Annotated in this window: 24 protein-coding genes; 15 read left to right on the forward strand and 9 right to left on the reverse strand. The window is 70.3% G+C overall.

Annotated features, from left to right (window positions below):
* The first annotated feature begins 232 nt into the window (after positions 1-232).
* Positions 233-1,462, forward strand: coding sequence for a tetratricopeptide repeat protein (locus ACFY1E_RS36910; RefSeq protein WP_389084152.1), 1,230 nt, complete (start codon positions 233-235; stop codon positions 1,460-1,462).
* A 115-nt stretch (positions 1,463-1,577) separates the two neighbouring features.
* Here ACFY1E_RS36910 and ACFY1E_RS36915 read toward each other — a convergent pair whose 3' ends face one another.
* The 3 genes from ACFY1E_RS36915 to ACFY1E_RS36925 all read right to left on the reverse strand — a co-directional run bounded on the left by ACFY1E_RS36915 (position 1,578) and on the right by ACFY1E_RS36925 (position 4,178).
* On the reverse strand, positions 1,578-2,066 hold the full coding sequence (locus tag ACFY1E_RS36915) for a VOC family protein (protein WP_389084155.1): 489 nt from the start codon (positions 2,064-2,066) through the stop codon (positions 1,578-1,580).
* A 182-nt stretch (positions 2,067-2,248) separates the two neighbouring features.
* Positions 2,249-3,196: an EamA family transporter RarD gene (gene rarD, locus ACFY1E_RS36920; RefSeq protein ID WP_389084157.1), complete on the reverse strand. Its 948-nt coding sequence runs from the start codon at positions 3,194-3,196 to the stop codon at positions 2,249-2,251.
* A gap of 127 nt (positions 3,197-3,323) precedes the next feature.
* Positions 3,324-4,178, reverse strand: a complete 855-nt coding sequence (locus ACFY1E_RS36925) for an SDR family oxidoreductase (protein ID WP_389084160.1) — start codon at positions 4,176-4,178, stop codon at positions 3,324-3,326.
* Between the two features lie 94 nt (positions 4,179-4,272).
* Here ACFY1E_RS36925 and ACFY1E_RS36930 point away from each other — a divergent pair, with 94 nt between their 5' ends.
* Entirely contained in the window at positions 4,273-4,683 is a 411-nt protein-coding gene (locus tag ACFY1E_RS36930) for a winged helix-turn-helix transcriptional regulator (protein ID WP_389084163.1), read from the forward strand.
* A 181-nt stretch (positions 4,684-4,864) separates the two neighbouring features.
* Here ACFY1E_RS36930 and ACFY1E_RS36935 read toward each other — a convergent pair whose 3' ends face one another.
* From ACFY1E_RS36935 to ACFY1E_RS36955, 5 genes are all read right to left on the reverse strand, one after another.
* Positions 4,865-5,944 (reverse strand): 2-oxoacid:ferredoxin oxidoreductase subunit beta, encoded by a 1,080-nt coding sequence (locus tag ACFY1E_RS36935; protein WP_389084165.1) that lies wholly within the window; start codon positions 5,942-5,944, stop codon positions 4,865-4,867.
* Positions 5,937-7,865 (reverse strand): 2-oxoacid:acceptor oxidoreductase subunit alpha, encoded by a 1,929-nt coding sequence (locus tag ACFY1E_RS36940; protein ID WP_389084168.1) that lies wholly within the window; start codon positions 7,863-7,865, stop codon positions 5,937-5,939. Before ACFY1E_RS36940 ends, ACFY1E_RS36935 begins: the two co-directional genes overlap by 8 nt.
* A 278-nt stretch (positions 7,866-8,143) precedes the next feature.
* The gene (locus tag ACFY1E_RS36945) at positions 8,144-8,803 is read right to left on the reverse strand and encodes a response regulator transcription factor (RefSeq protein WP_311736815.1); all 660 of its coding nucleotides are present in this window, start codon (positions 8,801-8,803) and stop codon (positions 8,144-8,146) included.
* A 424-nt stretch (positions 8,804-9,227) separates the two neighbouring features.
* Positions 9,228-10,586, reverse strand: a complete 1,359-nt coding sequence (locus tag ACFY1E_RS36950) for a sensor histidine kinase (protein WP_389084170.1) — start codon at positions 10,584-10,586, stop codon at positions 9,228-9,230.
* A gap of 128 nt (positions 10,587-10,714) precedes the next feature.
* Positions 10,715-11,908: a sensor histidine kinase gene (locus ACFY1E_RS36955; RefSeq protein WP_389084173.1), complete on the reverse strand. Its 1,194-nt coding sequence runs from the start codon at positions 11,906-11,908 to the stop codon at positions 10,715-10,717.
* A 227-nt stretch (positions 11,909-12,135) separates the two neighbouring features.
* Here ACFY1E_RS36955 and ACFY1E_RS36960 point away from each other — a divergent pair, with 227 nt between their 5' ends.
* From ACFY1E_RS36960 to ACFY1E_RS37020, 13 genes are all read left to right on the forward strand, one after another.
* Positions 12,136-12,543, forward strand: a complete 408-nt coding sequence (locus ACFY1E_RS36960) for an NADH-quinone oxidoreductase subunit A (protein WP_344403636.1) — start codon at positions 12,136-12,138, stop codon at positions 12,541-12,543.
* A complete protein-coding gene (locus tag ACFY1E_RS36965) occupies positions 12,534-13,262 on the forward strand; it encodes an NADH-quinone oxidoreductase subunit B (RefSeq protein ID WP_389084175.1) in 729 nt (242 codons plus the stop codon). Before ACFY1E_RS36960 ends, ACFY1E_RS36965 begins: the two co-directional genes overlap by 10 nt.
* Positions 13,259-14,917, forward strand: coding sequence for an NADH-quinone oxidoreductase subunit C (locus ACFY1E_RS36970; protein ID WP_389084177.1), 1,659 nt, complete (start codon positions 13,259-13,261; stop codon positions 14,915-14,917). The genes ACFY1E_RS36965 and ACFY1E_RS36970 overlap by 4 nt, the downstream gene beginning before the upstream one ends.
* The gene (locus ACFY1E_RS36975) at positions 14,914-15,882 is read left to right on the forward strand and encodes a complex I subunit 1 family protein (RefSeq protein WP_123966915.1); all 969 of its coding nucleotides are present in this window, start codon (positions 14,914-14,916) and stop codon (positions 15,880-15,882) included. The genes ACFY1E_RS36970 and ACFY1E_RS36975 overlap by 4 nt, the downstream gene beginning before the upstream one ends.
* On the forward strand, positions 15,882-16,493 hold the full coding sequence (locus tag ACFY1E_RS36980) for a NuoI/complex I 23 kDa subunit family protein (RefSeq protein ID WP_389084180.1): 612 nt from the start codon (positions 15,882-15,884) through the stop codon (positions 16,491-16,493). Before ACFY1E_RS36975 ends, ACFY1E_RS36980 begins: the two co-directional genes overlap by 1 nt.
* Positions 16,494-16,516: 23 nt before the next feature.
* Positions 16,517-17,245: an NADH-quinone oxidoreductase subunit J gene (locus ACFY1E_RS36985; protein WP_389084311.1), complete on the forward strand. Its 729-nt coding sequence runs from the start codon at positions 16,517-16,519 to the stop codon at positions 17,243-17,245.
* Complete coding sequence (nuoK, locus tag ACFY1E_RS36990; protein WP_389084182.1) at positions 17,245-17,634, forward strand: NADH-quinone oxidoreductase subunit NuoK; 390 nt, start codon at positions 17,245-17,247, stop codon at positions 17,632-17,634. The genes ACFY1E_RS36985 and nuoK overlap by 1 nt, the downstream gene beginning before the upstream one ends.
* Complete coding sequence (locus ACFY1E_RS36995; protein ID WP_389084185.1) at positions 17,631-19,625, forward strand: NADH-quinone oxidoreductase subunit L; 1,995 nt, start codon at positions 17,631-17,633, stop codon at positions 19,623-19,625. The genes nuoK and ACFY1E_RS36995 overlap by 4 nt, the downstream gene beginning before the upstream one ends.
* A 6-nt stretch (positions 19,626-19,631) precedes the next feature.
* The gene (locus ACFY1E_RS37000; protein WP_389084187.1) at positions 19,632-21,206 is read left to right on the forward strand and encodes an NADH-quinone oxidoreductase subunit M; all 1,575 of its coding nucleotides are present in this window, start codon (positions 19,632-19,634) and stop codon (positions 21,204-21,206) included.
* Positions 21,203-22,723 (forward strand): NADH-quinone oxidoreductase subunit N, encoded by a 1,521-nt coding sequence (locus ACFY1E_RS37005; protein ID WP_389084190.1) that lies wholly within the window; start codon positions 21,203-21,205, stop codon positions 22,721-22,723. Before ACFY1E_RS37000 ends, ACFY1E_RS37005 begins: the two co-directional genes overlap by 4 nt.
* Positions 22,724-22,916: 193 nt before the next feature.
* Complete coding sequence (gene htpX / locus ACFY1E_RS37010) at positions 22,917-23,780, forward strand: zinc metalloprotease HtpX (protein ID WP_389084192.1); 864 nt, start codon at positions 22,917-22,919, stop codon at positions 23,778-23,780.
* The gene (locus tag ACFY1E_RS37015) at positions 23,777-24,169 is read left to right on the forward strand and encodes a YccF domain-containing protein (protein WP_389084195.1); all 393 of its coding nucleotides are present in this window, start codon (positions 23,777-23,779) and stop codon (positions 24,167-24,169) included. Before htpX ends, ACFY1E_RS37015 begins: the two co-directional genes overlap by 4 nt.
* A 120-nt stretch (positions 24,170-24,289) precedes the next feature.
* A complete protein-coding gene (locus ACFY1E_RS37020; protein ID WP_389084197.1) occupies positions 24,290-24,856 on the forward strand; it encodes an SMI1/KNR4 family protein in 567 nt (188 codons plus the stop codon).
* A gap of 187 nt (positions 24,857-25,043) precedes the next feature.
* Here ACFY1E_RS37020 and ACFY1E_RS37025 read toward each other — a convergent pair whose 3' ends face one another.
* Positions 25,044-26,294 (reverse strand): APC family permease, encoded by a 1,251-nt coding sequence (locus ACFY1E_RS37025; protein WP_389084199.1) that lies wholly within the window; start codon positions 26,292-26,294, stop codon positions 25,044-25,046.
* Between the last annotated feature and the right edge of the window lie 147 nt (positions 26,295-26,441).

A 26,441-nucleotide genomic window follows, 5' to 3' on the forward strand; every position in this document is an offset into this window, starting at 1 on the left:
TCGTACACCCACCGGTGCTCATGGCGCCGGCCACACGGCGGGGGCGGGCTCCTGGGACGAGTCTGTGACGCCACGGTGACCGGAGAACCGGCAGCGACCGGCGAGACTCAACAGTACGTGCACGAACGGATCTTGACGCCGGGGGAGCGGGAAACCCGACGGCGGGAGGGAGCACCATGGAACCCGAACGCGCTGTCCGCAGACTCCCCGACGCATCCGAGTGAGGGAACCGATGGCTCGACTCAGCCGCGAGAAGAAGCGGGAACAGCAGCGCGCCGAGGGCTCGGCGGCCCTGGTGGCGGCACCGATCGACGTCCGCGTACCCGTAGCAGGTGCGGACGGCGCCTGGGTCGGCGGTGTGCCGGTCACCGCGGCCGCCGGTGAGGAGATCCAACAGGCCGTCCTGAACCATCTCCATCGCATCGCCCTCGCCACCGGCCACCCCGTCCTCGCCACCGTGCACGACGAGCGGATCGGCTGCGTCGTACACCTTCAGGTGGACACGGACGGGGCCAGCAGCTTCACCGGGGAACCCGAAGGGATGACTGTTCCCGCGGCCCAGGCTCCGCCGTCCCCGCCGCGGCGGCCGGAGCAGGCGCCCCAGGGCGACAAGCCGACGCACGTGCTGCGGGCGCCCGCGGAACCCGCGCGGGAGACCTCCCCGACGTTCGTGCTGCGTGCGCTGCCACAACCGGCACCGGACAGGGCCCCGGGCACGGTGGCGGCCCCGACCGGCGAGTTCGGCCCGCCCCCGCCGATGGACGCGGTCCCGCAGCACCACCACCCGGAACCCGAGGACGCACCCGTACCCCGCGAGGAATCCGCACCCCGCAAGGAGACCGCGGACGCGCCTGCATCCAAGCGCCCGGCGACCGCCCCCCTCCTCCTGGTTCCCCCGGACCCGGCCCTCGACCCCGACCCCAGGCCCACCCCCGCCCGCGGCTTCGACGCCGTGGCCGAAGCGGTCCTCGGTGACGAACCGCCGACCGCTCCCGCGTTCCTCGCGGAGCCGATGGCGCAGATCAACGAGGCCGTGAAGACGGGCCGGACCGAGGCCGCGGCCGCGCTGGCCGAGACCACGGTCGAGGAGGCGTCGGCGGCCCTCGGACCGGAGCACGCCGAAGTGCTCCGGCTGCGTGAACTCACCGCGTACATCGCCTACTTGGCAGGCGAGCCGATCCGCGCGTTCCGGCTCTCGCTCGACCTGGCCCGGCTCCACCGGCGCAGCGGGGACGCGGAGGCGGCCTACGGCAACATCCAGAGCGCCGCCTCCGCCTGGCGTGCCGTGCGCGATCCGCAGCAGGGCCTGGACCTCGGCCACGAGCTGATCGGCCTGTGGACCGAGCTGACGGCCGAGGACGGCCCGGCGGCCGACGACATCGAACGGCTGGAGTCGGCCCGCACCCGCATGGGCCGGCTCACGGAACGCGCCCGCAAGTCGGCCCGGCAGACGCCGGGTTGACGACCGGGGGCGGCCACTCGGACAGCTCCCGCACCGCATGGGCGACGGCGTCGCTGTTGCGGTCCGGAGCGGCTGCCGAGCCAGTTCGCATGACGGAACATCCGGCCGCTGCGACCTACTGCACGCAGAACTCGTTCCCCTCCGGGTCCGCCATCACCACCCACTCCCCGGCGGGCTCCTTCACCCGCCGCAGCACGCTCGCCCCCAGCCCCACCAGCCGCTCGACCTCGCCGTCCCGCCGCCCGTCGCCGGGATGCAGATCGAGATGCAGCCGGTTCTTGACGCTCTTGGCCTCCGGCACCCGCTGGAACAGCAGCCGCCGCCCGAGCCCCGTCCCCCGCTCCTTGTCGTACGGATCGTCCGGATGCCGTACCGCAATCAGGTCCCGGAAGGCGCGCCGCCCATGAAACTCGACGGTGGCCGCGGCGGGCAGCGCCCCGAGCTCCAGCAGCCGCTCCACGAACGCACTGTTGTCCTCGACCTCATACCGCAGCGCCGCGGCCCAGAAGTCGGCCTGCGCATGCGGATCACCGGCGTCGACGACCAGCTTCCAGTGGACGGGGGTGGGGCCGGAGGAGGGCGTGGGTGAGGGCGTCTGCGTCATGGACCACTTATATGCGGCTCGGCGGCCGATGTCTTCCGGGTCGACAACTCCCCGCGCCGGTCGGCGTCTGTCTCTCAGCCTGTCCGGCGTTTCGTCTGTCTCTCAGCCTGTCCGGCGTTTATTGAGGACGAGGCCGTTCCGGCCGACACGGGGCCCTGGGGACCTTGGAGGCAGGGTCCAAGTCAGACGTCCACCACAGCGGAGGGCGCCGTCTCAACCTGCGGCACGCGCACCCGGGCAAGCCTGCTCGCAGAACGCCACGCGTCCCACGTCAGCAGGCACAAGGCAATCCACACCAACGCAAACCCGGCCCACCGCTCCACCGGCATCGCCTCATGGAAGTACAGCACCCCGAGCAGAAACTGAAACACCGGCGCCAGGTACTGCAGCAGCCCCAGCGTCGACAGCGGCACCCGAATCGCCGCCGCCCCGAAACACACCAGCGGCAACGCGGTCACCACGCCGGTCGCGGCGAGCAGCGCCCCGTGTCCGACCCCGTGCGTCGTGAACGTCGACGAGCCGCGCGAGCCCAGCCACAGCAGATAGCCCACCGCGGGCAGGAACTGGATCGCGGTCTCCGCGGCCAGCGACTCGATCCCGCCGAGCCCGACCTTCTTCTTCACCAGCCCGTACGTCGCGAACGAGAAGGCGAGCGTGAGCGAGATCCACGGCGGCTGCCCGTACCCCACCGTGAGCACGACCACCGCGGCGAAGCCGGTCCCGACCGCCACCCACTGCACGGGCCGCAGCCGTTCCTTCAGGAGCAGCACGCCCATGGCGATGGTGACCAGCGGGTTGATGAAGTACCCGAGCGAGGCCTCGACCACATGACCGCTGTTCACGGACCAGATGTACACGCCCCAGTTGACGGTGATGACGGCCGCGGCGACCGCGACCAGCGCCAGCCTGCGCGGCTGCCGCAGCAGCTCGCCCGCCCAGGCCCAGCGCCGCATCACGACGAGCGCGGCGCCCACGAACACCAGGGACCAGGCCATCCGGTGGGCGAGGATCTCGACCGCGCCGGCGGGCTTCAGCAGGGGCCAGAAGAGGGGGACGAGGCCCCACATCCCGTAGGCGGCGAAGCCGTTCAGCAGTCCTGTGCGCCGCTCGCCCCTCGACTTCCCGGTCACGGGCCCCTCCTCACCTCGTCGCGCACGCGTGCCAGGCAGAAGGTAACGCCGAGCGCCCCCGTCTGTCATGCCCGTATCGCCATACGGTCATGACAGGCGGGGGTGTCGCACCCGGCGCCCGGGAGCGTCAGCCCTTGACGGCCACCGCGATCGCGTCGGCGAGCGGCGTGGTCGGCCGGCCGGTCAGGCGGGACAGGTCGCCGGTGGAGACGACCAGCTCGCCCTTCTCGATGGAGGCGTCCACGCCCGCAAGGATCGCGGCGAGCGGGCCGGGCACCCCGGCGCCGGTCAGGATCCCGGTGAGGGCCTCGACCGAGACGGGGCTGTAGGCGATCTCCTTGCCGGTCTGCTTGCTGAGCTCGGCCGCGTACTCGGCGAAGCTCCACGCCTCGTCGCCGCCCAGCTCGTACGTCTTGTTCTCGTGCCCCTCGCCGGTCAGTACGGCGACGGCGGCGGCCGCGTAGTCGGCGCGCGAGGCGGAGGAGACCCGGCCGTCACCGGCGGCGGCGACGACGGCGTTGTGCTCCAGCACGGGGGCCAGGTTCTCGGTGTAGTTCTCGTGGTACCAGCTGTTGCGCAGCAGCGTGAACGGCACACCGGAGGCGAGCAGGGCCTCCTCGGTGCCGCGGTGGTCGTCGGCGAGCGCGGCCGTCAGGCTGCCGGGGGCGCTGGTGTAGGCGAGCAGCGCGACACCGGCGGCCCTCGCGGCCTCGATGACCACCTTGTGCTGGCCGACACGGCCCTTGTCGAACTCGTTGCCGGAGATGAGCAGCACCTTGTCACCGGCCGAGAAGACGCTGTCGAAGGTCTCGGGGGCGTTGTAGTCGGCGACCGCGAGCTTCACCCCGCGTGCGGCGAAGTCGGCGCCCTTCACCTCGTCGCGTACGACGGCGGTGATCTGCTCTGCCGGGACCTTCTCCAGCAGCTGCTCCACGACATGACGGCCGAGGTGTCCGGTGGATCCGGTGACGACGATGCTCATGATCTGCGATCTCCTTGTGGGGTGCGGATGTGTCACTAACCCTAGGAGTGGCGCTAACTATTGGAAAGTACCCACTTTGAAGTAAGGTACTGGCATGGCAGTAAGTACTCCGGAATCCGTCGTGGAGTCGGCACCCGTCGCCAAGTACGACACCGGCGAGGCGATGTGCCCCTACCGGCTCGTCCTGGAACACCTCACCAGCCGCTGGGGCGTGCTGGTCCTGATCGAACTCCTGGAGCGCCCCTACCGCTTCAGCGAACTGCGCCGGGCCATCGGCCGCGTCAGCGAGAAGATGCTCACCCAGACCCTGCAGACCCTGGAGCGCGACGGACTGGTGCACCGCGACGCCAAGCCGGTGATCCCGCCGAGGGTCGACTACTCCCTGACCGACCTGGGGCGCGAGGCGGCGCAGCAGGTGCGGGCGCTGGCGATGTGGACCGAGCAGCGCATGGACGCCGTACAGCAGGCGCGGGACGCGTACGACGCGGCGAAGCGGCAGCGCTGAGCGGGGGCGGAGCAGGGCCGACGCGTCCGTCGGCAGCTGTGGGACACATGCGGCGGGCGCTCGTCGAGCGCAAGAGGAAGGTGTCCTCGCGCGGGGCGGCCGCCGCCGGCGTCTGTGACACCGCACGGGAGGGCCCGGATGCCGCACCGCCGCATCCGGGCCCTCCCTTGGTATGTGTCGGTCAGCCGACGACCGTCCAGGTGTCCCCGCCCGCCAGCAGCGCGGCCAGGTCGCCCTTGCCGTTCTGCACGATCGCCGTGTCCAGCTGGTCGGCCATCTGGGTGTCGTACACCGGCCGGTCCACCGACCGCAGCACACCGATCGGCGTGTTGTGCAGGGTGTCCGGGTCGGCCAGCCGCGAGAGCGCGAAGGCGGTGGTCGGCGACTCGGCGTGGGCGTCGTGCACCAGGATCCGGGCCTCGTTCTCCACGGTCACGTCGACCACCTTCAGGTCACCGGTGACCACATCCCGGACCACGCCCTTGGACAGGCCGCTGCCGAAGCGGATCGGCTGCCCGTGCTCGAGCCGGATCACCGCCTCCTCGGCCTGCTGCTTGTCCTTCAGGGCCTCGAAGGCGCCGTCGTTGAAGATGTTGCAGTTCTGGTAGATCTCGATCAGCGCGGTGCCCGGGTGGGCGGCCGCCTGGCGCAGCACCTCGGTCAGATGCTTGCGGTCGGAGTCGATGGTGCGGGCGACGAAGGAGGCCTCCGCGCCGATCGCCAGCGACACCGGGTTGAAGGGCGCGTCCAGCGAGCCCATCGGCGTCGACTTGGTGATCTTGCCGACCTCCGAGGTCGGCGAGTACTGCCCCTTGGTCAGGCCGTAGATCCGGTTGTTGAACAGCAGGATCTTGAGGTTCACATTGCGGCGCAGCGCATGGATGAGGTGGTTGCCGCCGATGGACAGGGCGTCGCCGTCACCGGTGACCACCCACACGGACAGATCCCGCCGGCTGGCGGCGAGCCCGGTCGCGATGGCGGGCGCCCGGCCGTGGATCGAGTGCATCCCGTACGTGTTCATGTAGTACGGGAAGCGGGACGAGCAGCCGATGCCCGAGACGAAGACGATGTTCTCCTTGGCCAGGCCCAGCTCCGGCATGAAGCCCTGGACGGCCGCCAGGATCGCGTAGTCACCGCAGCCGGGGCACCAGCGCACTTCCTGGTCGGACTTGAAGTCCTTCATGGACTGGCGGGCCTCGGCCTTGGGGACGAGCGAGAGCGCCTCGATCGTGCCCGTGCCTTCCGTGGACGTCTCAGCCATCGATGGCCTCCTTGAGAGCCGTGGCGAGCTGCTCAGCCTTGAACGGCATGCCGTTCACCTGGTTGTACGAGTGGGCGTCGACCAGGTACTTCGCCCGGATCAGCGTGGCGAGCTGCCCGAGGTTCATCTCGGGAATCACCACTTTGTCGTAACGCTTCAAAACCGCGCCGAGATTCCGCGGGAAGGGGTTCAGGTGCCGCAGATGGGCCTGCGCGATGGACTCCCCGGCCGTGCGCAGCCGCCGTACCGCCGCCGTGATCGGTCCGTAGGTCGAGCCCCAGCCGAGCACCAGCGTGCGCGCCTCGTGCGGGTCGTCGACCTCCAGCTCGGGCACGTCGATGCCGTCGATCTTGGCCTGCCGGGTGCGGACCATGAAGTCGTGGTTGGCGGGGGCGTACGAGATGTTCCCGGTTCCGTCCTCCTTCTCGATGCCGCCGATGCGGTGTTCGAGGCCGGGAGTGCCGGGGATCGCCCAGGGGCGGGCGAGGGTCTGCGGGTCGCGCTTGTACGGCCAGAAGACCTCGGTGCCGTCCTCCAGGGTGTGGTTCGGGCCCTGCGCGAACTGCACGGTCAGGTCCGGGAGTTCGTCCAGTTCCGGGATGCGCCAGGGCTCCGAGCCGTTGGCCAGATAGCCGTCGGAGAGCAGCATCACCGGGGTGCGGTACGTGAGCGCGATCCGCGCCGCCTCCAGGGCCGCGTCGAAGCAGTCGGCCGGGGTGCGGGGGGCGATCACCGGAACGGGGGCCTCGCCGTTCCGCCCGAACATGGCCTGCAGCAGATCCGCCTGCTCGGTCTTGGTGGGCAGACCGGTGGACGGCCCGCCGCGCTGGATGTCGATGACGAGCAGCGGCAGCTCCAGGGAGACGGCGAGCCCGATGGTCTCGCTCTTGAGCGCCACACCCGGGCCGGAGGTCGTCGTCACCCCCAGCGAGCCGCCGAAGGCCGCGCCCAGCGCCGCGCCGATGCCGGCGATCTCGTCCTCGGCCTGGAAGGTCCTTACGCCGAAGTTCTTGTGCTTGCTCAGCTCGTGCAGGATGTCCGAGGCCGGAGTGATCGGGTACGAGCCCAGGAACAGCGGCAGGTCGGCCTGGCGCGAGGCGGCGATCAGGCCGTAGGCGAGGGCCAGGTTCCCGGAGATGTTGCGGTAGGTGCCGGTCGGGAAGGCGGTCGTGGCCGGGGCGATCTCGTAGGAGACCGCGAAGTCCTCGGTCGTCTCGCCGAAGTTCCAGCCCGCGCGGAACGCGGCGAGGTTCGCCTCGGCGATCTCCGGCTTCTTCGCGAACTTGGTCCGCAGGAACTTCTCGGTGCCCTCGGTGGGCCGGTGGTACATCCAGCTCAGCAGCCCCAGCGCGAACATGTTCTTGCTGCGCTCGGCCTCCTTGCGGGAGAGATCGAACTCCTTGAGGGCCTCGACCGTCAGCGTCGTCAGTGGCACCTCGTGGAGGCTGTACCCGTCGAGCGACCCGTCCTCCAGCGGAGAGGCGGCGTACCCGACCTTCTGCATCGCCCGTTTGGTGAACTCGTCCGTGTTGACGATGATCTCCGCGCCGCGCGGCAGGTCGGCGATGTTGGCCTTGAGGGCGGCGGGGTTCATCGCGACCAGCACATTGGGCGCGTCACCCGGGGTGAGGATGTCGTGGTCGGCGAAGTGGAGCTGGAAGGACGACACACCGGGCAGGGTCCCGGCAGGAGCCCGGATCTCGGCGGGGAAGTTCGGAAGAGTGGACAGATCGTTCCCGAAGGACGCGGTTTCGGAGGTGAAACGGTCGCCGGTGAGCTGCATACCGTCGCCGGAGTCCCCCGCGAAGCGGATGATCACCCGGTCCAGCTTGCGTACGTCCTTCGTTCCGCCCGGCCCCCGCTGCTCTCCTACGACGGCTCCGTCTGCCTGCTCCGCTGTCCTGCTGACCTGGCTGGTCACTGAACTGGACCTCCCTCGAGGCGGCTGTCTGGGACCGGCCTTCCCGTAGGCCTTCCCAAAATCAACCCTACGTCGGTTAGGGTCGCCTTCCCGTGGCCATTTGCATCATGGACACAGTTTTGAGACGGTGCGGCGCCCTGACTTGTCATGATTTCTCGCCCCCCGGCGCTCCCTTTGGAGACGCTTCGTGCGATTCGTTCGGTTCTGGGTGTGGACGGAGGCTGGACGGATCCTGGATCGATGACTGAACGCGCGCTTACTGACTCAGTGTCAGCCCCTCAGGAGTTCAGATAGGTGAGGACCGCCAGAACGCGCCGGTGATCCCCGTCACTCTGGGACAGCCCGAGCTTCAGGAAGATGTTGCTGACGTGCTTCTCCACGGCGCCGTCGCTCACCACCAGCTGCCGCGCGATGGCCGAGTTGGTCCGTCCCTCGGCCATCAGCCCCAGCACCTCCCGCTCCCGCGGGGTGAGCCCGGCCAGCACGTCCTGCTTACGGCTGCGCCCGAGCAGCTGCGCGACCACCTCCGGGTCGAGCGCGGTACCCCCCTGGGCCACCCGCACCACGGCATCCACGAACTCCCGGACCTCGGCCACCCGGTCCTTGAGCAGATATCCGACGCCATGACTGGAACCGGCCAGCAGTTCGGTGGCGTAGCGCTCCTCCACGTACTGCGACAGCACCAGCACCCCGAGCCCCGGATGGGCCTTGCGCAGCTGCACCGCGGCCCGCACCCCCTCGTCGGTGTGCGTCGGCGGCATCCGCACGTCCGCGACCACGACATCGGGCAGCTCGCCCTGCGCATCCAGCTCGGTGATGGTCTTGATCAACGCGTCCCCGTCACCCACCCCGGCGACCACGTCATGCCCACGATCGGTCAACAGCCGGGTCAGCCCCTCCCTGAGCAGCACTGAATCCTCGGCGATGACCACCCGCACCCTGTCCTCCACGATTCCCCGGCCCCCCGCCAGCCCGACTCCGTCTGCCAGTGGTCCAGCATTCCAGCATTCGGACCCGACCGCCCGTGACCAACGGGAATCAATGCGAATACACACGGTACGACGGCTTCCGGCCAGGCATTTTCAGCCCGTCGGGGACTTGAGGGCGTTTGAGGTCCTCCGCCCGTCGGGCGTTCACGTCTGGGCGGGGCAGGCACTTTCAGCCCGTCGGGCGTTCACGTCTGGGCGGGGCAGGCACTTTCAGCCCGTCCGGCGTTTGAGGAGGAGGCCGTTCAGGCCGATCGGGGGTCCAGGGGGCAGAGCCCCCTGGCGGGGCCGAAGGGGCAGCGCCCCTGGGACGGGACGGGTAGGGGCGGCGGGGGCGAGCTGCATCCAACGGCGGCCCCGCCGCGGCCCCCGGCGCTCACCCCACCGCCCGCTCGCCCCGCCACGGCAACTCCGCCGTCACCCGAGTGGGCCCCCCCACCGGCGAATCCACCACGAGAATCCCGTCCACCGCATCCAACCGCTCAGCAAGCCCGCCCAGCCCGGACCCCCCGGACGCATCCGCCCCACCCACCCCGTTGTCCACAACCTGCACCATCAGCCGGCTCTCCACCCGCCACACATCCACCGCAGCCCACGTGGCCCGCGCATGCTTGCTGATGTTCTGCAGCAGCTCCGACACCGTGAAGTACGCGATCCCCTCGATCGCCGGCGCCGGCCGCTCCGCCAGATCCACCTCCACCTGCACCGGCACGGTGCACCGCGAGGCCACAGCGGACAGCGCCGCGTCCAGCCCGCGGTCCGTCAGCACGGCCGGATGGATCCCGCGCGCCAGATCCCGCAGCTCCTGCAACGCCGTCTTCACCTCACCGTGCGCCTCGTCCACCATCCGCGCCGCCGCCCGCGGATCCTCCGCCAGCTTCTCCTTCGCCAGCCCAAGATCCATGGCCAAGGCCACCAGCCGGGCCTGCGCCCCGTCATGCAGATCCCGCTCGATCCGCCGCAGATCCGCAGCCGCGGTGTCCACCACGACGCCCCGGTCGGACTCCAGCTCCACCACCCGCGTCGCCAGCCGGGACGGCCCGAGCAGCCCGTGCACCAGCACCCGGTCCACCATCGTCAGCGCCCGCACGATCCACGGCGTGGCCAGAGTGAACAACAGCCCCACCAGCGCCGTGACGGTGATCTCGAAGGGGTTGTCGAGGTAGATGCTGTGGCTGCCGTCGCCGTACAGCTGAAGCCCGCCTTGACCGCCGTACATCGGAAAGAGCCAGAACCACAGCGGATACGTCAGCAGCCCCCAGCCGTACGCCCAGAAGTTCACGGCGACCACGAACGAGAACACCGACCACGGGAACTGCACCAGCGCATACAGCAGCGCCCGCCACGAGGTGCCGCTCTTCAGCACGGCCCCCATCCAGGCCATCACGCCGGACTTCCTCATCCGCAGCGGCTCCGGGTCGCCCACCTCGAGCCCCAGCAGCCCCCGCGCCCGCGCCCGCTCCAGCGCGCCGAAGCCCCGGCAGCCGGCCAGCCCCGCCGCCAGCACCGGGATCCCCAGGAACGTCACCAGCAGACCCGCCCCGAGCGACACCATCGTGACGGCGTAGACGAAGAGCATGATGCCGATCGGCAGGCTCAGCAGCACATACCCGAACTCGCGCCAGCTGCGCCCCTCGAACGGCGCCCGCAGCCCGGCCGGCAGCCGGCGCCGCGCCCCCTCGGTGAAGGCGAGCCCGCTGTCGTGCCCGTAGCCCTGTCCGTACTCCGTGGCCATCGGCGTCGTCCGTTCTACTCGTCCCGTTCGCCCTGTCCGGCTGCGGCGGTCCTGCCGTACCCCCACACTGCTGCGCCGCAGGTCCGCGGACCATGGAGGCCGTCGGCCTCTTGGAAGGGGGGTTTTCCCTACCCCTTGCCGGGCGCGCGGTCGCGCCACGGCAGCTCCGCCGTGACCACGGTCGGCCCGCCCTGCGGCGAGTCGATGACGAACAGTCCGTCCACGGCGTCCAGCCGGTCGGCGAGCCCCTGCATCCCCGACCCGCCGTCCAGGCGCGCGCCCCCGCGGCCGTCGTCCTCGACCTGGATGAGCAGCCGGTCCGTCGCCCGCCACACCTCCACGGACGCGGTCTTCGCCGCACTGTGCTTGCTGACGTTCTGCAGCAGCTCGGAGACGGTGAAATAGGCGATGCCCTCGATGGCCGCGGCGGGCCGCGAGTCGAGGTCGACCGTCACCTTCACGGGAACGGTGCAGCGCGAGGCGACCGCGGACAGCGCGGCATCGAGCCCGCGGTCCGTCAGTACGGCTGGATGGATCCCCCTGGCCAGATCCCGCAGCTCCTGCAGCGCGAGCTTCACCTCGCCGTGCGCCTCCGCGACCATCTCCGCCGCCGAGTCCGGGTCCTCCAGGAGCTTCTCCTTGGCCAGGCCGAGACCCATCGCCAGATTGACCAGGCGGGCCTGCGCCCCGTCGTGCAGATCGCGCTCGATCCGCCGCAGATCGGCGTTGGCGGTGTCGACCACGACCCCCCGGTCCGACTCCAGCTCCGCGATACGCCGCTCCAGCTCGTCGGAGGGCGACAGCAGCCCGCGCACCATCGCCCGGTCGGCATTCGCCAGCCCCCTCGCGATGAACGGCAGCACCGGCCACAGCACGAACAGCGAGGTCAGCGTGATGACAAAGGTCAGGATCCCCCAGGGCAGCCGGATGAAGTCGTACAGCACCGTCCGCCAGCCCACCGGGTCCTTCACCCGCATCCACATCCACGCGAGGAAACCGGTGCCGCGTCCGGGCAGCCGGCTCGGCTCGTCCACCCGCACGCCGAGCAGCTTCCTGGCCCGCGCCCGCTCCATCCTGCCCAGCAGCCGGGCGCCGGTCAGACCGGCCGCCAGCAGCGGGAACCCGATCACCGTCACGGTCAGCCAGAAGCCGGTGAACAGCACAGTCACGACGTAGACGAACCCGATCAGTGACACCGGAAGGTTCGCCAGCAGATGCGCGATCTCCTTCCAGGTGTGCCGGTCGTAGGCGAAACGGGCAGGCGGCAGACGGTCGCCGTCACCTTCCGGGGCCCCCATCGGGCGCGCGTGTCGTTCGGTCATATGGGCTAGCGTGCCGCGCGCCGGGCGCCCGCGCCATGAGGTCGGCCGCCCCCGTCCACTGGGGAAAACCCCACCCTGACGGCTCCTCGGCGGCTTCCCGGCATCTCAAGGTCGTCTCAAGCGGTGACGGGCTGCTTACCGTCTCTTTATCAGGGCCTAGACTCCCGTGCGTACAGATCGTCGAACAGCAGCGTTCATCAAGGTCGCAGGGAGCGAGGGGTACGGACGTGCGGGAATCGACCGTCGCCGGTCCGACCGTCGTCGCGGCGGACTACTTCCAGTCGTACTCGGTCGTCGGACTGCTCGCCGTCGTCGGCGTGCTCTTCGTCGCGGTCGCCTTCGGCGCCGGCCGACTGCTGCGGCCCATGGTCCCCACCCCCGAGAAACTCCTGACGTATGAGTGCGGAGTCGACCCCGTCGGCGAGGGCTGGGCCCACACCCAGGTCCGCTACTACGTCTACGCCTTCCTGTACGTCATCTTCGCCGTCGACTCGATCTTCCTGTTCCCCTGGGCGACCGTGTTTGCCGCACACGGGTACGGCGTGACCACACTGGTGGAGATGTTCATCTTCCTCGGCTTCCTTGCCGTGGGCCTGCTGTACGCATACAAGAAGGGCGTCCTGGCATGGACGTGACGACGCCGGACACCAACGGTCAGCCCGTACTCCTCCCGGAGCCGAAACGGCTGGGCGCCCTCGCCCGCCTGGCCCCCGAACCGATGAAGGTGGTCCTGAACTGGGGCCGCCGGTACTCGTTGTGGGTCTTCAACTTCGGTCTCGCCTGCTGCGCGATCGAGTTCATCGCCGCGTCGATGGCCCGCCACGACTTCATCCGCCTGGGCGTCATCCCCTTCGCACCGGGCCCCCGCCAGGCCGACCTGATGGTCGTCTCCGGCACGGTCACGGACAAGATGGCCCCGGCCGTCAAGCGCCTGTACGAACAGATGCCGGAACCCAAGTACGTCATCTCCTTCGGCGCCTGCAGCAACTGCGGCGGCCCCTACTGGGACTCCTACTCCGTCACCAAGGGCGTCGACCAGATCATCCCGGTCGATGTCTACGTCCCCGGCTGCCCGCCCCGCCCCGAGGCCCTCCTCCAGGGCATCCTCAAGCTCCAGGAGAAGATCGCCCGCGAGTCGCTGGGGGAGCGGTACGGAACCGCACCGGCCCGCCCGTCGGCGGCGGCCCTGCAAAGCGACCTGGTGAAGCCACCGGCTGCCGGCTCCCCGTCTGTTCCCGACTCTTCGTCGGCTCCTGGCTCTTCGTCTGCTGCGGATTCTTCGTCGGCTCCCGGCTCTCTGTCGTCGTCGGAGCCTCCGTCGTCTTCGGAGTCTCCTTCGGAGGAGGACCGATGAGCACGGTCGGCTGGCTCCCCGCCCCCGCCGACGAGCTGTTCGGTGCGGAGGCCACCGCCGAGGAGTCGTACGAGCTCCTGACGGTCGACGTCCCGCCGGCGAGCTGGCTCGAATCGCTGCAGGTGGCCCGCGACCAGCTGTCGTGCACCTACTTCGACTGGCTGAGCGCGGTCGACGAACCGGGCACGGGTTTCCGTGTCTCGGCGCACGTCGTCTCCCTGTCTCCCCTGCGCCGTCTGCTGCTGCGCACCACGGTCCCGCACGAGGCGCCGACGCTGGCCTCCGCCGTCGGCATCTACGCGGGCGCGGCCTGGCACGAACGCGAGACCCACGAAATGTTCGGCGTCGTCTTCGAGGGCCACCCCGCCCTGGACCACCTCCTCCTCCCGGAAACCTTCGAAGGTCACCCCCTGCGCAAGGACTTCGTGCTGGCCGCCCGTGTGGCCAAGGCCTGGCCGGGCGCCAAGGAACCCGGCGAGTCCGACCACGGCGGCCCCAAGCGCCGCCAGATGCTCCCCCCGGGCGTCCCCGACCCGAACGAGTGGGGCCCTCTGAAGGGCCAGCTCCCCCCTGCCCCGGCCCGCCCCACCCGAGCCGCAGGCCGCCCCCCGACCGACCGCCCGGCCCGTGCGGCAGGCGACCGCCCGGTGCGCCGCGCCCGCTCGGCGGCGGAGGGTTCGGCGAGCCAGGCAGCCACACCGCCTTCTGCCGATGCCCCGGCTGCTCCGCGGCGTGCTCGGTCGGGGGCGGAGGGGTCGGCGAGCCAGGCGGAGGGTGCGAGCGGTCGGGCGGCGGACGCAGGGCGTGCCGATGCCCCGGCTGCTCCGCGGCGTGCGCGGTCGGCGGCGGAGGGGTCGGCGAGTCAGGTGGCGTCGACTGCGGCCGAGGGCGCCCCAGCCGGCCGGCAGCCGGGTGCCTCCGGTGCGGCAGCGCCGCGACGTACACGCAGCGCGAGCGAAGGCTCGGCCTCGCAGACCCCCCGAACGCCGTCGCCACAGAGCCCAACCACCCGACCCGCACCCGCCCCCCGCAGTTCGGACGCCCCGTGGCACCACGCCCGCCCGGCTTTCGACGAGCCGGAGACGAGGCCTGAGGGCGAGCAGGGGCTGGAGAGCGGACGGGCCCGGGAGGGCGGGTCCGCCATGGAGAGTGGGTCGGCCTCGAAGGGCGGGTCGGCCCTGGAGGGTGGGCCGGCCCCGGAGATCGAAGCGGGGCCTGGAACGAAGTCGAGCCCGGAAACGAAGCCCAGCGCAGAAACGAAGCCCAGCGCAGAAACGAATCCCAGCGCGGAAACGAAGCCCAGCCCTGGCTCGAAGTCGGCCCCGGAGGGCGAGCCGAGCCCGGTTCGCGAGAGGCAACCGGCGGCTGAGCCGAGCCCGGTTCCCGAGCGGCAACCGGCGGCTGAGCCGAGCTCGGATGCCGAGCCCGTCGCCGAACCGGCGAGCGAAGGCGAACCCAGCTCGAAACCTTCCGCCGGCGCCGACTCCGACGCGGGTTCAGGCCCCTCCGCCGAGTCAACCTCCGGTGACAGCCCCTCAAGGCCGGCCTCCGCCAAGGAGGCCCCCGCCGAGGAGTCACCCCACGCCACCCCCGAAGATCCGTCCGCCGAAGATCCGACACCGAACCCAGATGACCCCGCAGGAGGCCCGCAGTGACCGACGCTCTGGACGTCACCCTGCGACTCCTGATCGTGTTCGTCGTCTTCCTCACCTTCCCCCTGATCGTCGGCCAGACCGAGCACAAGGTCATGGCCCACATGCAGGGCCGCCTCGGCCCGATGTACGCCGGCGGCTTCCACGGCTGGGCCCAACTCGTCGCCGACGGCGTGAAGTTCGCGCAGAAGGAAGACGTCGTCCCGGCGGGCGCAGACCGCCGCATCTTCCAGCTCGCCCCCGCCGTGGCCCTCCTCCCGTACCTCCTGGTTCTCCTCGCCATCCCCATCGGGCCCGGCGAGGGCGCCGTCGGTCAGGTCCTGGACGCGGGCATCTTCTTCGTCCTGGCGGTGATGGGTGTAGGCGTCCTCGGCTCCCTCATGGCCGGCTGGGCCTCCGCCAACAAGTTCTCCCTCCTCGGCGGCCTCCGCACGGCCGCTCAGCTACTCGCCTACGAACTCCCGATGCTCCTCGCCGCCGCCTCCGTCGCGATGGCGGCCGGCACGGTCTCCCTCCCCGGCATCCTGGACGCCTTCCACTGGTGGTGGCTGCCCTGGCAGATCGTCGGCGCGATCGTCTTCTTCGTCGCCGGTCTCGCCGAACTCCAACGCCCGCCCTTCGACATGCCCGTCGCCGACTCGGAGATCATCTTCGGCGCGTACACCGAGTACACCGGACTGCGTTTCGCCCTGTTCCTCCTCGCTGAGTACGCCGGAATCATCGTCCTGTGCGGCCTGACCACCGTCCTCTTCCTGGGCGGCTGGCACGGCCCCTGGGGTGCCGACGGCCTCGGCTGGGTCTGGACCCTGCTGAAGACGGCCGTCCTCGCCTTCCTCGTGATCTGGCTCCGCGTCACCTATCCCCGGCTACGCGAGGACCAGCTCCAGAAACTCTCCTGGACCCTCCTCGTTCCTCTCTCCCTCGCTCAGATCGCCCTCACCGGCATCGTCAAGGTGGTGATCTCCTGATGGCTGAGCCGCTCCCGCCCACCCGCTCCCGCATCCCCGGCTCCGGTCTGGCCAAGGGCCTGGCGGTCACCCTCCGCACGATGACGCGGAAGACCGTCACCGAGCAGTACCCGGACGTCCAGCCCGACCTGCCACCCCGCACCCGCGGCGTCATCGGCCTGTTCGAGGAGAACTGCACGGTCTGCATGCTCTGTGCCCGGGAGTGCCCGGACTGGTGCATCTACATCGACTCCCACAAGGAGACGGTGCCGGCGGCCACCCCGGGCGGCCGGGAACGCAGCCGTAACGTCCTCGACCGCTTCGCCATCGACTTCTCCCTGTGCATGTACTGCGGTATCTGCATCGAGGTCTGTCCTTTCGACGCCCTGTTCTGGTCCCCGGAGTTCGAATACGCCGAGACCGACATCCACGAACTCACCCACGAACGCGACAAGCTCCGCGAGTGGATGTGGACGGTCCCGGCCCCGCCCGCCCTCGACCCCGGAGCGGAGGAGCCGAAGGAGATCGCCGCCGCCCGCAAGACCGCGGAGAAGCTCGCTGCCGCGCAGGCCGAGTCCACCGAAGCCGCCGACCCTGCCCGGCCGACCGAACCCGAGGGAGGAGCGTCGTGACCCTCATCGCAGCCACCGCGACGATGGCACACGCCACGGCAGCTCACGCAACGGCAGCCCACGCCCACGCCCACGCCATCACGACCGCCGCCGGCGCCCACGGCTTCCTCTCACCGACTGGTGTCGAGATCGCCTTCCTCCTCGTGGGCCTCGCCACCTTCGGCGCAGCCCTGGTCACCGTCACCACCCGGCAACTGGTGCACGCCGCCCTGTGGCTGGTGGTCACCCTTGGTGGCCTCGCTGTCGAATACCTCCTGCTCACCGCCGAGTTCATCGCCTGGGTGCAGGTCCTCATCTACGTGGGTTCCGTCGTCGTCCTCCTCCTGTTCGGTCTGATGCTCACCAAGGCCCCGATCGGCCGCTCCCCGGACGCCGACTCCGGCAACCGGTGGGCCGCGCTCACCGTGGCCCTCGCCGCGGCCACCGCCCTGGTCTGGGTCGTCGTCGACGCCTTCCGCACGACCTGGATCGACCTGGACGGCCCGGCAGCCGGCTCCACCGCCGTCACCGGGGCGAGCCTCTTCCAGAACTGGGTCCTCCCCTTCGAGGCCCTCTCCGTCCTCCTCCTCGCCGCCCTGGTCGGCGCGATCGTCCTGTCCCGCAAGGCGAAGGCGGAGATGAGCTCTCCTCCTGTGAACTCCCGGGCAGCAACCGGTAGTTCCCCATCCGTCCCGGATTCCCGTAATCACCCGATCGAGCGGAAAGGCCGGGTCGAGGGAACCAGTCCGGCCGAGCAGGAAGGCGCCCGCTGATGCACCTCGCCTATCCCGCCGTACTCTCCGCCCTCCTCTTCTGCACCGGCCTGTACGGCGTCCTCGCCCGCCGCAACGCGATCCTGGTCCTGATGTCCGTCGAGCTGATGCTCAACGCCGTCAACCTCAACCTCGTCGCCTTCGACGTCTGGCTCAGCAAGGCCGCCCGGGAAAAGTTGCACTCCGGCCAGGCCCTGACCCTGTTCACCATCGCCATCGCCGCCGCCGAGATCGGCATCGGCCTGGCGATCGTCCTCGCCGTCTACCGCAACCGCGGCACCTCGGACATCGACAAGCTTCGCGACAGCGCCGAGGGCCACGAGAGCGACCGCCCCGACGGCAACGCGCTCACGGCGGAAGAGACCGGGAAGGCTGAGGCCACCGCGTGACCACGACCACCCTCGCCGCCCTCGTCCCCCTCCTGCCGTTCCTGGGCGCCGCCTGCGGCCTGCTCCTGGGCCGCACGGCCCCCGGCTTCGTCCGCCCGCTCGCCGTCCTGCCGACCCTCGCCTCCCTCGTGCTGGCGGTGCTGGTCGCCGTGCGCCAGGGCGGCGACCAGGCGATCGACGCCGCCACCGAGCTGACGCCCACCGGCTCGGTCCCCATCGAACTCGCCCTGCACATCGACGGCTTCGCCGCCCTCGTCGCCGTCCTGGTCGGCGTCGTAGCCACCTGCGTGCAGATCTACTCGACCGGCTACCTGCGCGACGACCCGCGCTACCCCTCGTACGCCGCCCTGGTCTCCCTCTTCACCTCCGCGATGCTGCTCGTCGTCTACTCCGGCGACCTGATCGTGCTGCTGGTCGGCTGGGAGATCATGGGTATCTGCTCGTACTTCCTGGTCGGCCACTACTGGGAGACCCCGGAGGCCCGCGCCGCCTCCATCAAGGCCTTCCTGGTCACCAAGCTCGGTGACGTCCCCTTCCTCATCGGCCTGTTCGCCCTCGCCACCGATGCCGGCTCCTTCCGCATCACCAAGGTCCTCGGCACCGTCGCGAGCGGTGGACTCCACCACCCGACAGTGATCGCCCTGCTGCTCCTGGCGGGAGTGGCGGGCAAGTCGGCACAGTTCCCACTGCACACCTGGCTCCCCGACGCGATGGCGGGCCCGACACCCGTCTCCGCGCTGATCCACGCCGCGACGATGGTGGCCGCCGGCGTCTACTTCATCGCCCGCCTCCTCCCGGTCTTCGAGGCCTCCCGGGCCGCGATGGTCGTCCTGGCCGTCATGGCGGCTGTCACGATGGTCGGCTCGGGTCTCGCCGCGCTCGCCCAGGACGACATCAAGCGCGTCCTCGCCTACTCGACGATCGGGCAGCTCGGCTATATGACCGGCGCCCTCGCAGTCGGCGACCGCGGAGCGGCCGTCTTCCACCTCCTGTCCCACGGCGCCTTCAAGGCGCTGCTGTTCCTCGCGGCCGGTGTGATCATCCACGCCGCCGGCACCAACTCGCTGGCCACCATGTCCCGCATGCGGGGCCTGCGCGAACGCATCCCCGACGCCTACTGGACGATGACCGTGGCGCTTCTCGCGCTCGCCGCGATCCCGCCCTTCAGCGGCTTCTTCTCCAAGGAGTCCGTCCTCGGCGCCGCCGAGCACGTAGTCACCGGTCACACCGGGAACACCCCCCTCGCCGCAGGCTGGATCACTCTCGTCGCCGGCCTGCTCACCGCCGTACTCACCGCGGCGTACGCGATGCGCCTGTGGCTGCTGGCCTTCCACGGCCGAGGTGCCGAGGCCCCCGACCACGGCCGCCAGCCACTGACCATGACCGTGGTGCTATGGGTCCTCGCCGTCCCCTCCCTCGCGCTCGGCGGGCTCACCTACCGCTCGCTGCCCGACTGGTTCGACGGCCGTGACCTCACCCCGACGCTCACCACTTCCGTGCTCGGCACGGGTGTGGCCCTGGTCGGCGGCATCGTCACCTATGCGGCCTGGCGGCACACCACCGCCCTCGCGTCGCGCGCCCCGCTCGGCGCGGTCGCGGCCCACCCCGAGGGCGACGCCGGACTCGTCGAGGCCGAGGCCATCGCCAGCCACGCGCCCGCCTACGGGGGAGTGGCCTACGCACCCGACCCGGCGGACCCGGGACGGCTGCTGCTCGGCCCGCTGCACCGGCACGCAGCCGTCGGCTTCCACCTCGACGCGGTGTACGCGGCCCTCTTCGTCCGCCCGGTCCTGGCCGGAGCGAGTCTCGTCCGCTTCCTGGACCGCGAGGTCGTCGAGACCTACGTACGCGGCGCGGGCGCCCTGCCCCGTCTGCTCGGTACCGCCGTACGGCGCGCCCAGACCGGCAATGTGCAGACCTATGTGAGCGCGCTGCTCGCCGGCACCGTCGTCCTGGCGGTCGCCGTCCTCCTCGTCGCCACGGGAGCGTGAGCAGGCGTGATCGATATCAACGAGTCCGTGATGCAGTTCCTTCTGGCATTCGTCGTCGTCGGCCCGCTCCTCGGGGCCGTCGCCGCTCTCCTGCCCGCTCCGCCGGGACTGAAGGGGAAGTCACCCGAGCAGGCCGTGCTCCGCCACGGCGTGACCGTGACCGGCGCGGTCCTCATCGCCGCGATCGTCCTTGCGCTCGGCTTCGACCACGACCACCCGTCGAAGATGCAGGCCACGACCGACATCAGCTGGATCCCCGCCCTCGACGTGCGGATCCACCTCGGCATCGACGGCATTTCCCTCCCCCTTCTGGTCCTGACCGCGCTGCTGACCTTCCTCTGCGCGCTCTACTCGTACTTCAAGATGCCGTCGGGCCCGACCCCGAAGGCCTTCGTGGCACTGGTTCTGGTCCTCGAGTCAGGCACCCTTGCGAGCTTCGCCGTCCTCGATCTGCTGCTGTTCTTCCTCGCGTTCGAGATGGTCCTCGTCCCGATGTACTTCCTCATCGCCCGCTGGGGCGGCGAGGGCCGGACCCAGGCCGCCTGGCGGTTCATCCTCTACACACTGCTCGGTTCGGTCGTCATGCTGCTCGGCCTGCTCCTGATCGGGATCAAGGCCGGCACGTTCGACATGGTGGCACTCGCCACTGACAACGGCCGGTCGCTGACCACATCCGTGCAGGTCATCGCCGTTCTGGCCATCGGGATCGGGCTCGCGGTCAAGACGCCGATGTGGCCGTTGCACAGCTGGCTGCCCGACGCCCACACCGCCGCCCCGACCGTCGGCTCGGTCCTGCTGGCCGGGGTCCTGCTGAAGATGGGTACGTACGGTTTCGTCCGGATCCTCCTCCCGATCGCGCCGGACGGGCTCCACACCTTCGCGCCCTACCTCGCCGCCTTCGCCGTCGTCGGGATCATCTACGGTTCGCTGGCCTGCCTGGCGCTCGCCAAGCAGGGAGCGAAGGGCGATCTCAAGCGCCTCATCGCCTACTCGTCCGTCGGTCACATGGGCTTCGTCCTGCTCGGCATCTCGACCATGACCCCGACCGGCGTGAACGGCGCCCTGTTCGCCAACATCGCCCACGGCCTCATCACCGGCCTGCTGTTCTTCCTGGTCGGCGCGCTCAAGGACCGTACGGGCACCACCGACCTCGACACCCTCGCCGAGGAGACCGGTGCCGCGCTCTACGGCAAGGCCCCCCGCCTCGGCGGTCTGCTCGCCTTCGGCGCAGTGGCCTCGCTCGGTCTGCCGGGCCTGGCCGGATTCTGGGGGGAGATGCTGGCCCTGTTCGGCGCGTTCAGGCCCGCCGGCGACCTCAGCCGGCCGGCCTTCCTCACCTTCATGGCGATCGCGGCCTTCGGCACTCTGCTCACGGCCGCATACATGCTGGTCGTCGTCCGCCGCGTCTGCATGGGCGCCGTACCCGCGGAAGCGCCGCAGCTCGCCGACGTCCACACGTACGAGTTCGCGGCCTGGACCCCGCTCGTCGCCCTCACCGTCGCCGCCGGCCTGTGGCCCAAGGCCCTTCTCGGCCTGACCGACCCGGCCGTCCAGCAGCTCCTCTCAGGAGGCACCCGATGAGCTCCCTGGCGCAGCCGCTGGCCGCGAGCGTCGTCCAGTCCGTCGACTGGCTCGCCATCGCGCCACCCACCCTCACGGCGGTCGTCGGACTCGTCGTCCTCGTCGCCGACCTGTTCCTCGCCGACGCCAGGAAGGCACTCCTCGGCTGGGTCTCCATCGCCGGCCTCGCCGCCTCCGCGCTCCTGCTGCTGCCCCTCCTGGACGGCGACCGCAGCACCTTCTGCGTGAACGGCACACACGCGTGCAGTTACACCGCGGACCGCTTCACGCTCGTCATCCAGTTCCTGGTCCTCGGCGGCGCCCTCCTCGCCGCCCTCCTGTCGGTGACGGCCCTGAAGGACGCCGACAGACAACTCCCCGAAGGGGAGTACTGGTTCCTGCTGCTCTCCTCCGCGGCCGGCGCCGCCCTGCTGCCCGCCTCCCGCGACCTCGCGACGCTGATCGTCGCCCTGGAGGTCGCCTCCCTGCCCGCCTTCGCCCTCGTCGGCATCCGGCACGGCGACAAGAAGTCCTCCGAAGCGGCCCTGAAGTTCTTCCTGTCGTCGGTCACCGCGACCGCCGTCAGCCTCATGGGCATCAGCTTCGTGTACGCCACCACCGGCACCCTCTACCTCACCCAGGTCGCCGACCGGATCCAGCACGTCGACGGACAGCTCCACACGCTCGCCCAGACCGGTGTCGTCCTCACCCTCGTCGGCTTCGCCTTCAAGACGGCCGCCGTGCCCTTCCACTTCTGGGTTCCCGACACCTACGTGGGCGCGCCCCTGCCCATCGCCGCCTATCTGTCGGTCGTCGGCAAGGCGGTCGGCTTCTCCGGCCTGATCCTCGTCACAGTCGTCGCGTTCCCCTCGTACGCCGACGTCTGGGGGCCCGCGCTCGCGGTGCTTGCCGCGCTCACCATGACGGTCGGCAACGTCGGCGCCCTGCGCCAGCAAGCCACGCGCGCGTACAGCGCGGTACGGCTGCTCGCCTGGTCGTCGGTCGGCCAGGCCGGCTACCTCCTCGTACCGATCGCCGCGGCCGCCTACTCCGACAACGCCGAGCACTCGATCGGCTCCACGGTCGCCTACGCCCTCATGTACGCCGCCGTGAACCTCGGAGCCTTCGCGATGGCCGCACTGATGGGCCGTACCAGGTCCGCGAACCGCATCACGGACTACCGCGGCCTCTACGCGAGCAATCCGGTCGCCGCTCTCCTGCTGGCGTTCTTCCTGCTCTGCCTGGCGGGACTGCCCCCAGGCATCATCGGCCTGTTCGCCAAGGTCACCGTGTTCTCGGCGGCGGTCGACGCGGGACTCGGCTGGCTGGCCGTGGTCATGGCCGTCAACGTCGTCATCGCCCTGTTCTACTACCTCCAATGGACGGCACTGCTGTTCCGCGCCCCCGAGGGCGAGCCCGTCAAGCACCGCCTCCCCGCGCCCCTCACCGCGGCGATCACCCTCACCGGCGCCCTCGGCATCGTCCTCTCCGGAGCACCCCAGCTGGTCCTGCGCTTCGCCGGCACAGCCCTCTTCTGAGCCGACGCCGGCCACCCAGGGGCGCCGTCACCCGGACGGCCCACGCAGGTCGCCGTACGCACAAGGGAACTAGTGGCCCTCGCCTGGCGTTGACCAGTACGGGAGGGTCCACTGGACGTGACACCACGGCACCAGTGGCACCCGACATCAGCAAGCAAAGGGTTCCCCTGCTGCACGACTTGGAGGGCGTACCGTGCACCGCCGGCACAACGGGCTAAGGACCGCAGTTCTCCTCGGAGGACTGTCCGCCCTCATCATCGTCATCGGCAGCTTCTTCGGCCGCACGGGGCTCGTCGTCGCGGTTGTGATCGCACTGGGCACGAACGCGTACGCGTACTGGAACAGCGACAAGCTGGCGCTACGCGCGATGCGTGCGCGCCCCGTCAGCGAGTTCGAGGCCCCCGCCCTCTACCGCATGGTCCGCGACCTCTCCACCCAGGCCCGTCAGCCCATGCCACGCCTGTACATCTCCCCGACGGAGGCGCCGAACGCCTTCGCGACGGGCCGCAACCCGCGCAACGCCGCCGTGTGCTGCACGGAAGGCATCCTGCGGATCCTGGACGAGCGCGAACTGCGCGGTGTCATCGGTCATGAGCTCAGTCACGTCTACAACCGCGACATCCTCATCTCGTCAGTCGCCGGGGCCCTGGCCTCCGTGATCATGTTCCTGGTCAACTTCGCCTGGCTGATCCCGGTCGGCCGGTCCGACGACGACGACGGCCCGGGCATCCTCGGCATGCTGATGATCATGATCCTGGGCCCGCTCGCGGCCAGTCTCATCCAGTTGGCCATCAGCCGCTCCAGGGAATACGAGGCCGATGCCTCCGGCGCGCAGTTGACCGGCGATCCCCTCGCGCTCGCCGGTGCGCTGCGCAAGCTCGAAGCAGGTACGAGGCAGTTGCCGTTGCCGCCCGAGCCGCGCATCGAGACCGCGAGCCATATGATGATCGCGAATCCTTTCCGCCCGGGCCAGGGACTCTCCAAGATGTTCTCGACACACCCGCCGATGGCGGAGCGCATCGCCCGGCTCGAGAAGATGGCAGGTCGCCCCCAGTGAAAACCATCCTGAATGTCATCTGGCTCGTCCTGAGCGGTTTCTGGCTGTTCCTCGGTTACCTGGCCGCGGGCATCCTTCTCTGCATCACGATCATCGGCATCCCGTTCGGCATCGCGGCGTTCCGCATCGGTGTCTACGCCCTGTGGCCCTTCGGGTACACGACAGTCGAGCGCCGCGACGCCGGTGCGCCCTCATGTCTCGGCAACGTCCTGTGGCTGATCCTCGCGGGCTGGTGGCTCGCGCTCACGCACATCGTCACCGGTATCGCCCTGTGCATCACGATCATCGGTATCCCGTTCGGCATCGCCAACTTCAAGCTGATCCCGGTCTCGCTGCTGCCGCTCGGCCGCGAAATCGTGCCTACGGACCAGCCGTTCGCCACCAGCTGACCAACCGGGACCAGGGCGGGGGCGGTCTGCTCGCCCCCATCCGAGTGACCAGGTTTTCCACAGCTCGAAGGTTGTCCACAGGCCGGACCGATTGTCAGTGGCGCCTTGCATCATGAACCCATGACCGAGAACGAGCAGTTGCTGGTACGGGTGTCGGCCAAGGCGCACAACACCCGCCCGTGGGGCTGGCCTTCACTTCCGGAGCCAGTCGACGCGTCCACGCTGGCCCGCGCCGAGACCGCCCTGGGCTTCCCCCTGCCTCCGCTGCTCGCCGACCTCTACCTGCGCATAGGAGACGGCGGGTTCGGCCCGGAGTACGGCCTGTTGCCCCTCCTCGACAGTCCGCCCGCCGACGAGCCTGCCGCCGTAGCGCAATACCTCGCCAATCGCGAGAGCGCCCGAAAGGACCCCGACTGGCCCTGGCCCGAAGGCGTCCTGCCGATATCCCACTGGGGCTGCGCGATGTACGCGTGCGTGGACTGCCGCACCTCGGAAGCCCCCGTCCTCCTCTTCGAGCCGAACGCCGACCACGCCCACCACGCGTGGTACGTCGACGCCCCCAGCCTCACGGCCTGGCTGAGGTCCTGGGTGGACGGCACGGGCTGGTACGAGGAGACGAACGAGGAACTCGAGATGATCCCTTGGACCGACTTCCGCATACGCCCCACGGCGGCACGAGCGTCATAGCAGCCGCGACCATGCGTACGACAGCGCAAGAAACCCTCCAGTACGGCGACGCGGATATCCCGCGAGACAACATCCGGAAGCCGGAAGAACGCGCCCAGCCCCGGCCCTGACGGCCGGACCTGCCCACCCTGGGCCGGAAGCCTTGACCAGGCGCCCGCCCGCCCGGACTGGCGTTCGGCCCAGTGCGCTACCGCGCAGCCACCTGTCGCCGTACGCCGTACGCGCCCACACCCACCGCCAGCACTCCCGCGCCCACGACCACCGAAACCGCGGGCAGCGAGAACGCCAGCACCACGCAACCGAGAAGGCCCACCGCAGGCAACAGCCGAGGCCTCATGGCCGAACTCAGCGTCCAGGCGGAGGCATTGGCCACGGCGTAGTACGCCAGCACACCGAAGGAGGAGAAACCGATCGCACCCCGAACGTCCACCGTGGCGGCCAGGGCGGCGACCACGGCACCCACGGCCAGTTCGGCCCGGTGCGGCACCTGGAAGCGCTGATGCACGGCCGACAACGCGCCGGGAAGGTACCGGTCGCGGGCCATGGCCAGCGTCGTCCGAGAGACGCCCAGGATCAGGGCGAGCAGCGAACCGAGCGCCGCCACGGCGGCCCCCACGCGCACCACCGGAACCAGCCCCGGCACGCCGGCCGCCCGCACCGCATCGGCCAGCGGAGCACCCGCACCCCCGAGTCGGTCGGCCCCCAGCACGGAAAGGACAGCCACCGCCGCACACACGTACACCGCCAGCGCGATGCCCAGAGCCAAGGGGATCGCGCGCGGGATGGTGCGCGCCGGATCCCGTACCTCCTCGCCCAGGGTCGCGATGCGCGCGTACCCGGCGAACGCGAAGAACAGCAGCCCCGCCGCCTGCAGCACCCCGCCCACACCGCCCGAGGTACCTACGTCCAGGCGCCCCGCGTCGGACGTCCCGGACCCCAGGCACACCACCACGACGGAAGCGAGGACAGCCAGTACCACCGCCACGATCACCCGTGTGACCCACGCGGACTTCTGAACTCCGCCGTAGTTCACCGCGGTCAGCGCCACCACGGCCGCTACCGCCACGGCGTGCGCCTGCCCCGGCCAGACGTACGCCCCCACGGTGAGCGCCATCGCCGCACAGGAGGCAGTTTTCCCGACCACGAACGACCAGCCCGCGAGATAACCCCAGAACGGGCCGAGCCGCTCACGCCCGTACACATAAGTACCGCCCGAGGCCGGATACAGGGCGGCCAGCCGCGCCGACGCCATGGCATTGCAGTAGGCGACGACGGCGGCGACGGCGAGGCCGAGCAGCAGCCCGGACCCGGCCGCACGCGCCGCCGGTCCCAGGGCGGCGAAGATCCCGGCCCCCACCATCGAGCCCAGCCCGATGACGACGGCGTCGCCCACGCCCAGCGTGCGCCGCAGTTCGGAAGCTGTACCGGTCGATGCCATGTTCCGCACCCTACTGATCGCTGCAACCGATGAGTGCCGCTGCGACGTCCTGCTCATCAACAGAGCAGGAACAAGCACGCGGTGCGCAGCGGATCTTGACCGAAATCTCACTGTCCGGAAAGTGCAGCCACAGTGCGGAAGGGCAGG

The organism is Streptomyces sp. NPDC001604 (assembly GCF_042893475.1).
GTDB lineage: Bacteria > Actinomycetota > Actinomycetes > Streptomycetales > Streptomycetaceae > Streptomyces.

What these genes read in the sequence shown, in the direction of transcription:
- nuoK (WP_389084182.1), top strand. Translation starts at nt 17,245, where the DNA reads ATGCACCTCGCCTATCCCGCCGTACTCTCCGCCCTCCTCTTCTGCACC.
- ACFY1E_RS37025 (WP_389084199.1), bottom strand. Translation starts at nt 26,294, where the DNA reads ATGGCATCGACCGGTACAGCTTCCGAACTGCGGCGCACGCTGGGCGTG.
- ACFY1E_RS36950 (WP_389084170.1), bottom strand. Translation starts at nt 10,586, where the DNA reads ATGGCCACGGAGTACGGACAGGGCTACGGGCACGACAGCGGGCTCGCC.
- ACFY1E_RS36955 (WP_389084173.1), bottom strand. Translation starts at nt 11,908, where the DNA reads ATGACCGAACGACACGCGCGCCCGATGGGGGCCCCGGAAGGTGACGGC.
- ACFY1E_RS36965 (WP_389084175.1), top strand. Translation starts at nt 12,534, where the DNA reads ATGGACGTGACGACGCCGGACACCAACGGTCAGCCCGTACTCCTCCCG.
- ACFY1E_RS36910 (WP_389084152.1), top strand. Translation starts at nt 233, where the DNA reads ATGGCTCGACTCAGCCGCGAGAAGAAGCGGGAACAGCAGCGCGCCGAG.
- ACFY1E_RS36930 (WP_389084163.1), top strand. Translation starts at nt 4,273, where the DNA reads ATGGCAGTAAGTACTCCGGAATCCGTCGTGGAGTCGGCACCCGTCGCC.
- ACFY1E_RS36925 (WP_389084160.1), bottom strand. Translation starts at nt 4,178, where the DNA reads ATGAGCATCGTCGTCACCGGATCCACCGGACACCTCGGCCGTCATGTC.
- ACFY1E_RS36935 (WP_389084165.1), bottom strand. Translation starts at nt 5,944, where the DNA reads ATGGCTGAGACGTCCACGGAAGGCACGGGCACGATCGAGGCGCTCTCG.
- ACFY1E_RS37005 (WP_389084190.1), top strand. Translation starts at nt 21,203, where the DNA reads ATGAGCTCCCTGGCGCAGCCGCTGGCCGCGAGCGTCGTCCAGTCCGTC.
- ACFY1E_RS36970 (WP_389084177.1), top strand. Translation starts at nt 13,259, where the DNA reads ATGAGCACGGTCGGCTGGCTCCCCGCCCCCGCCGACGAGCTGTTCGGT.
- ACFY1E_RS37020 (WP_389084197.1), top strand. Translation starts at nt 24,290, where the DNA reads ATGACCGAGAACGAGCAGTTGCTGGTACGGGTGTCGGCCAAGGCGCAC.
- ACFY1E_RS36915 (WP_389084155.1), bottom strand. Translation starts at nt 2,066, where the DNA reads ATGACGCAGACGCCCTCACCCACGCCCTCCTCCGGCCCCACCCCCGTC.
- ACFY1E_RS36980 (WP_389084180.1), top strand. Translation starts at nt 15,882, where the DNA reads ATGGCTGAGCCGCTCCCGCCCACCCGCTCCCGCATCCCCGGCTCCGGT.
- ACFY1E_RS36985 (WP_389084311.1), top strand. Translation starts at nt 16,517, where the DNA reads ATGGCACACGCCACGGCAGCTCACGCAACGGCAGCCCACGCCCACGCC.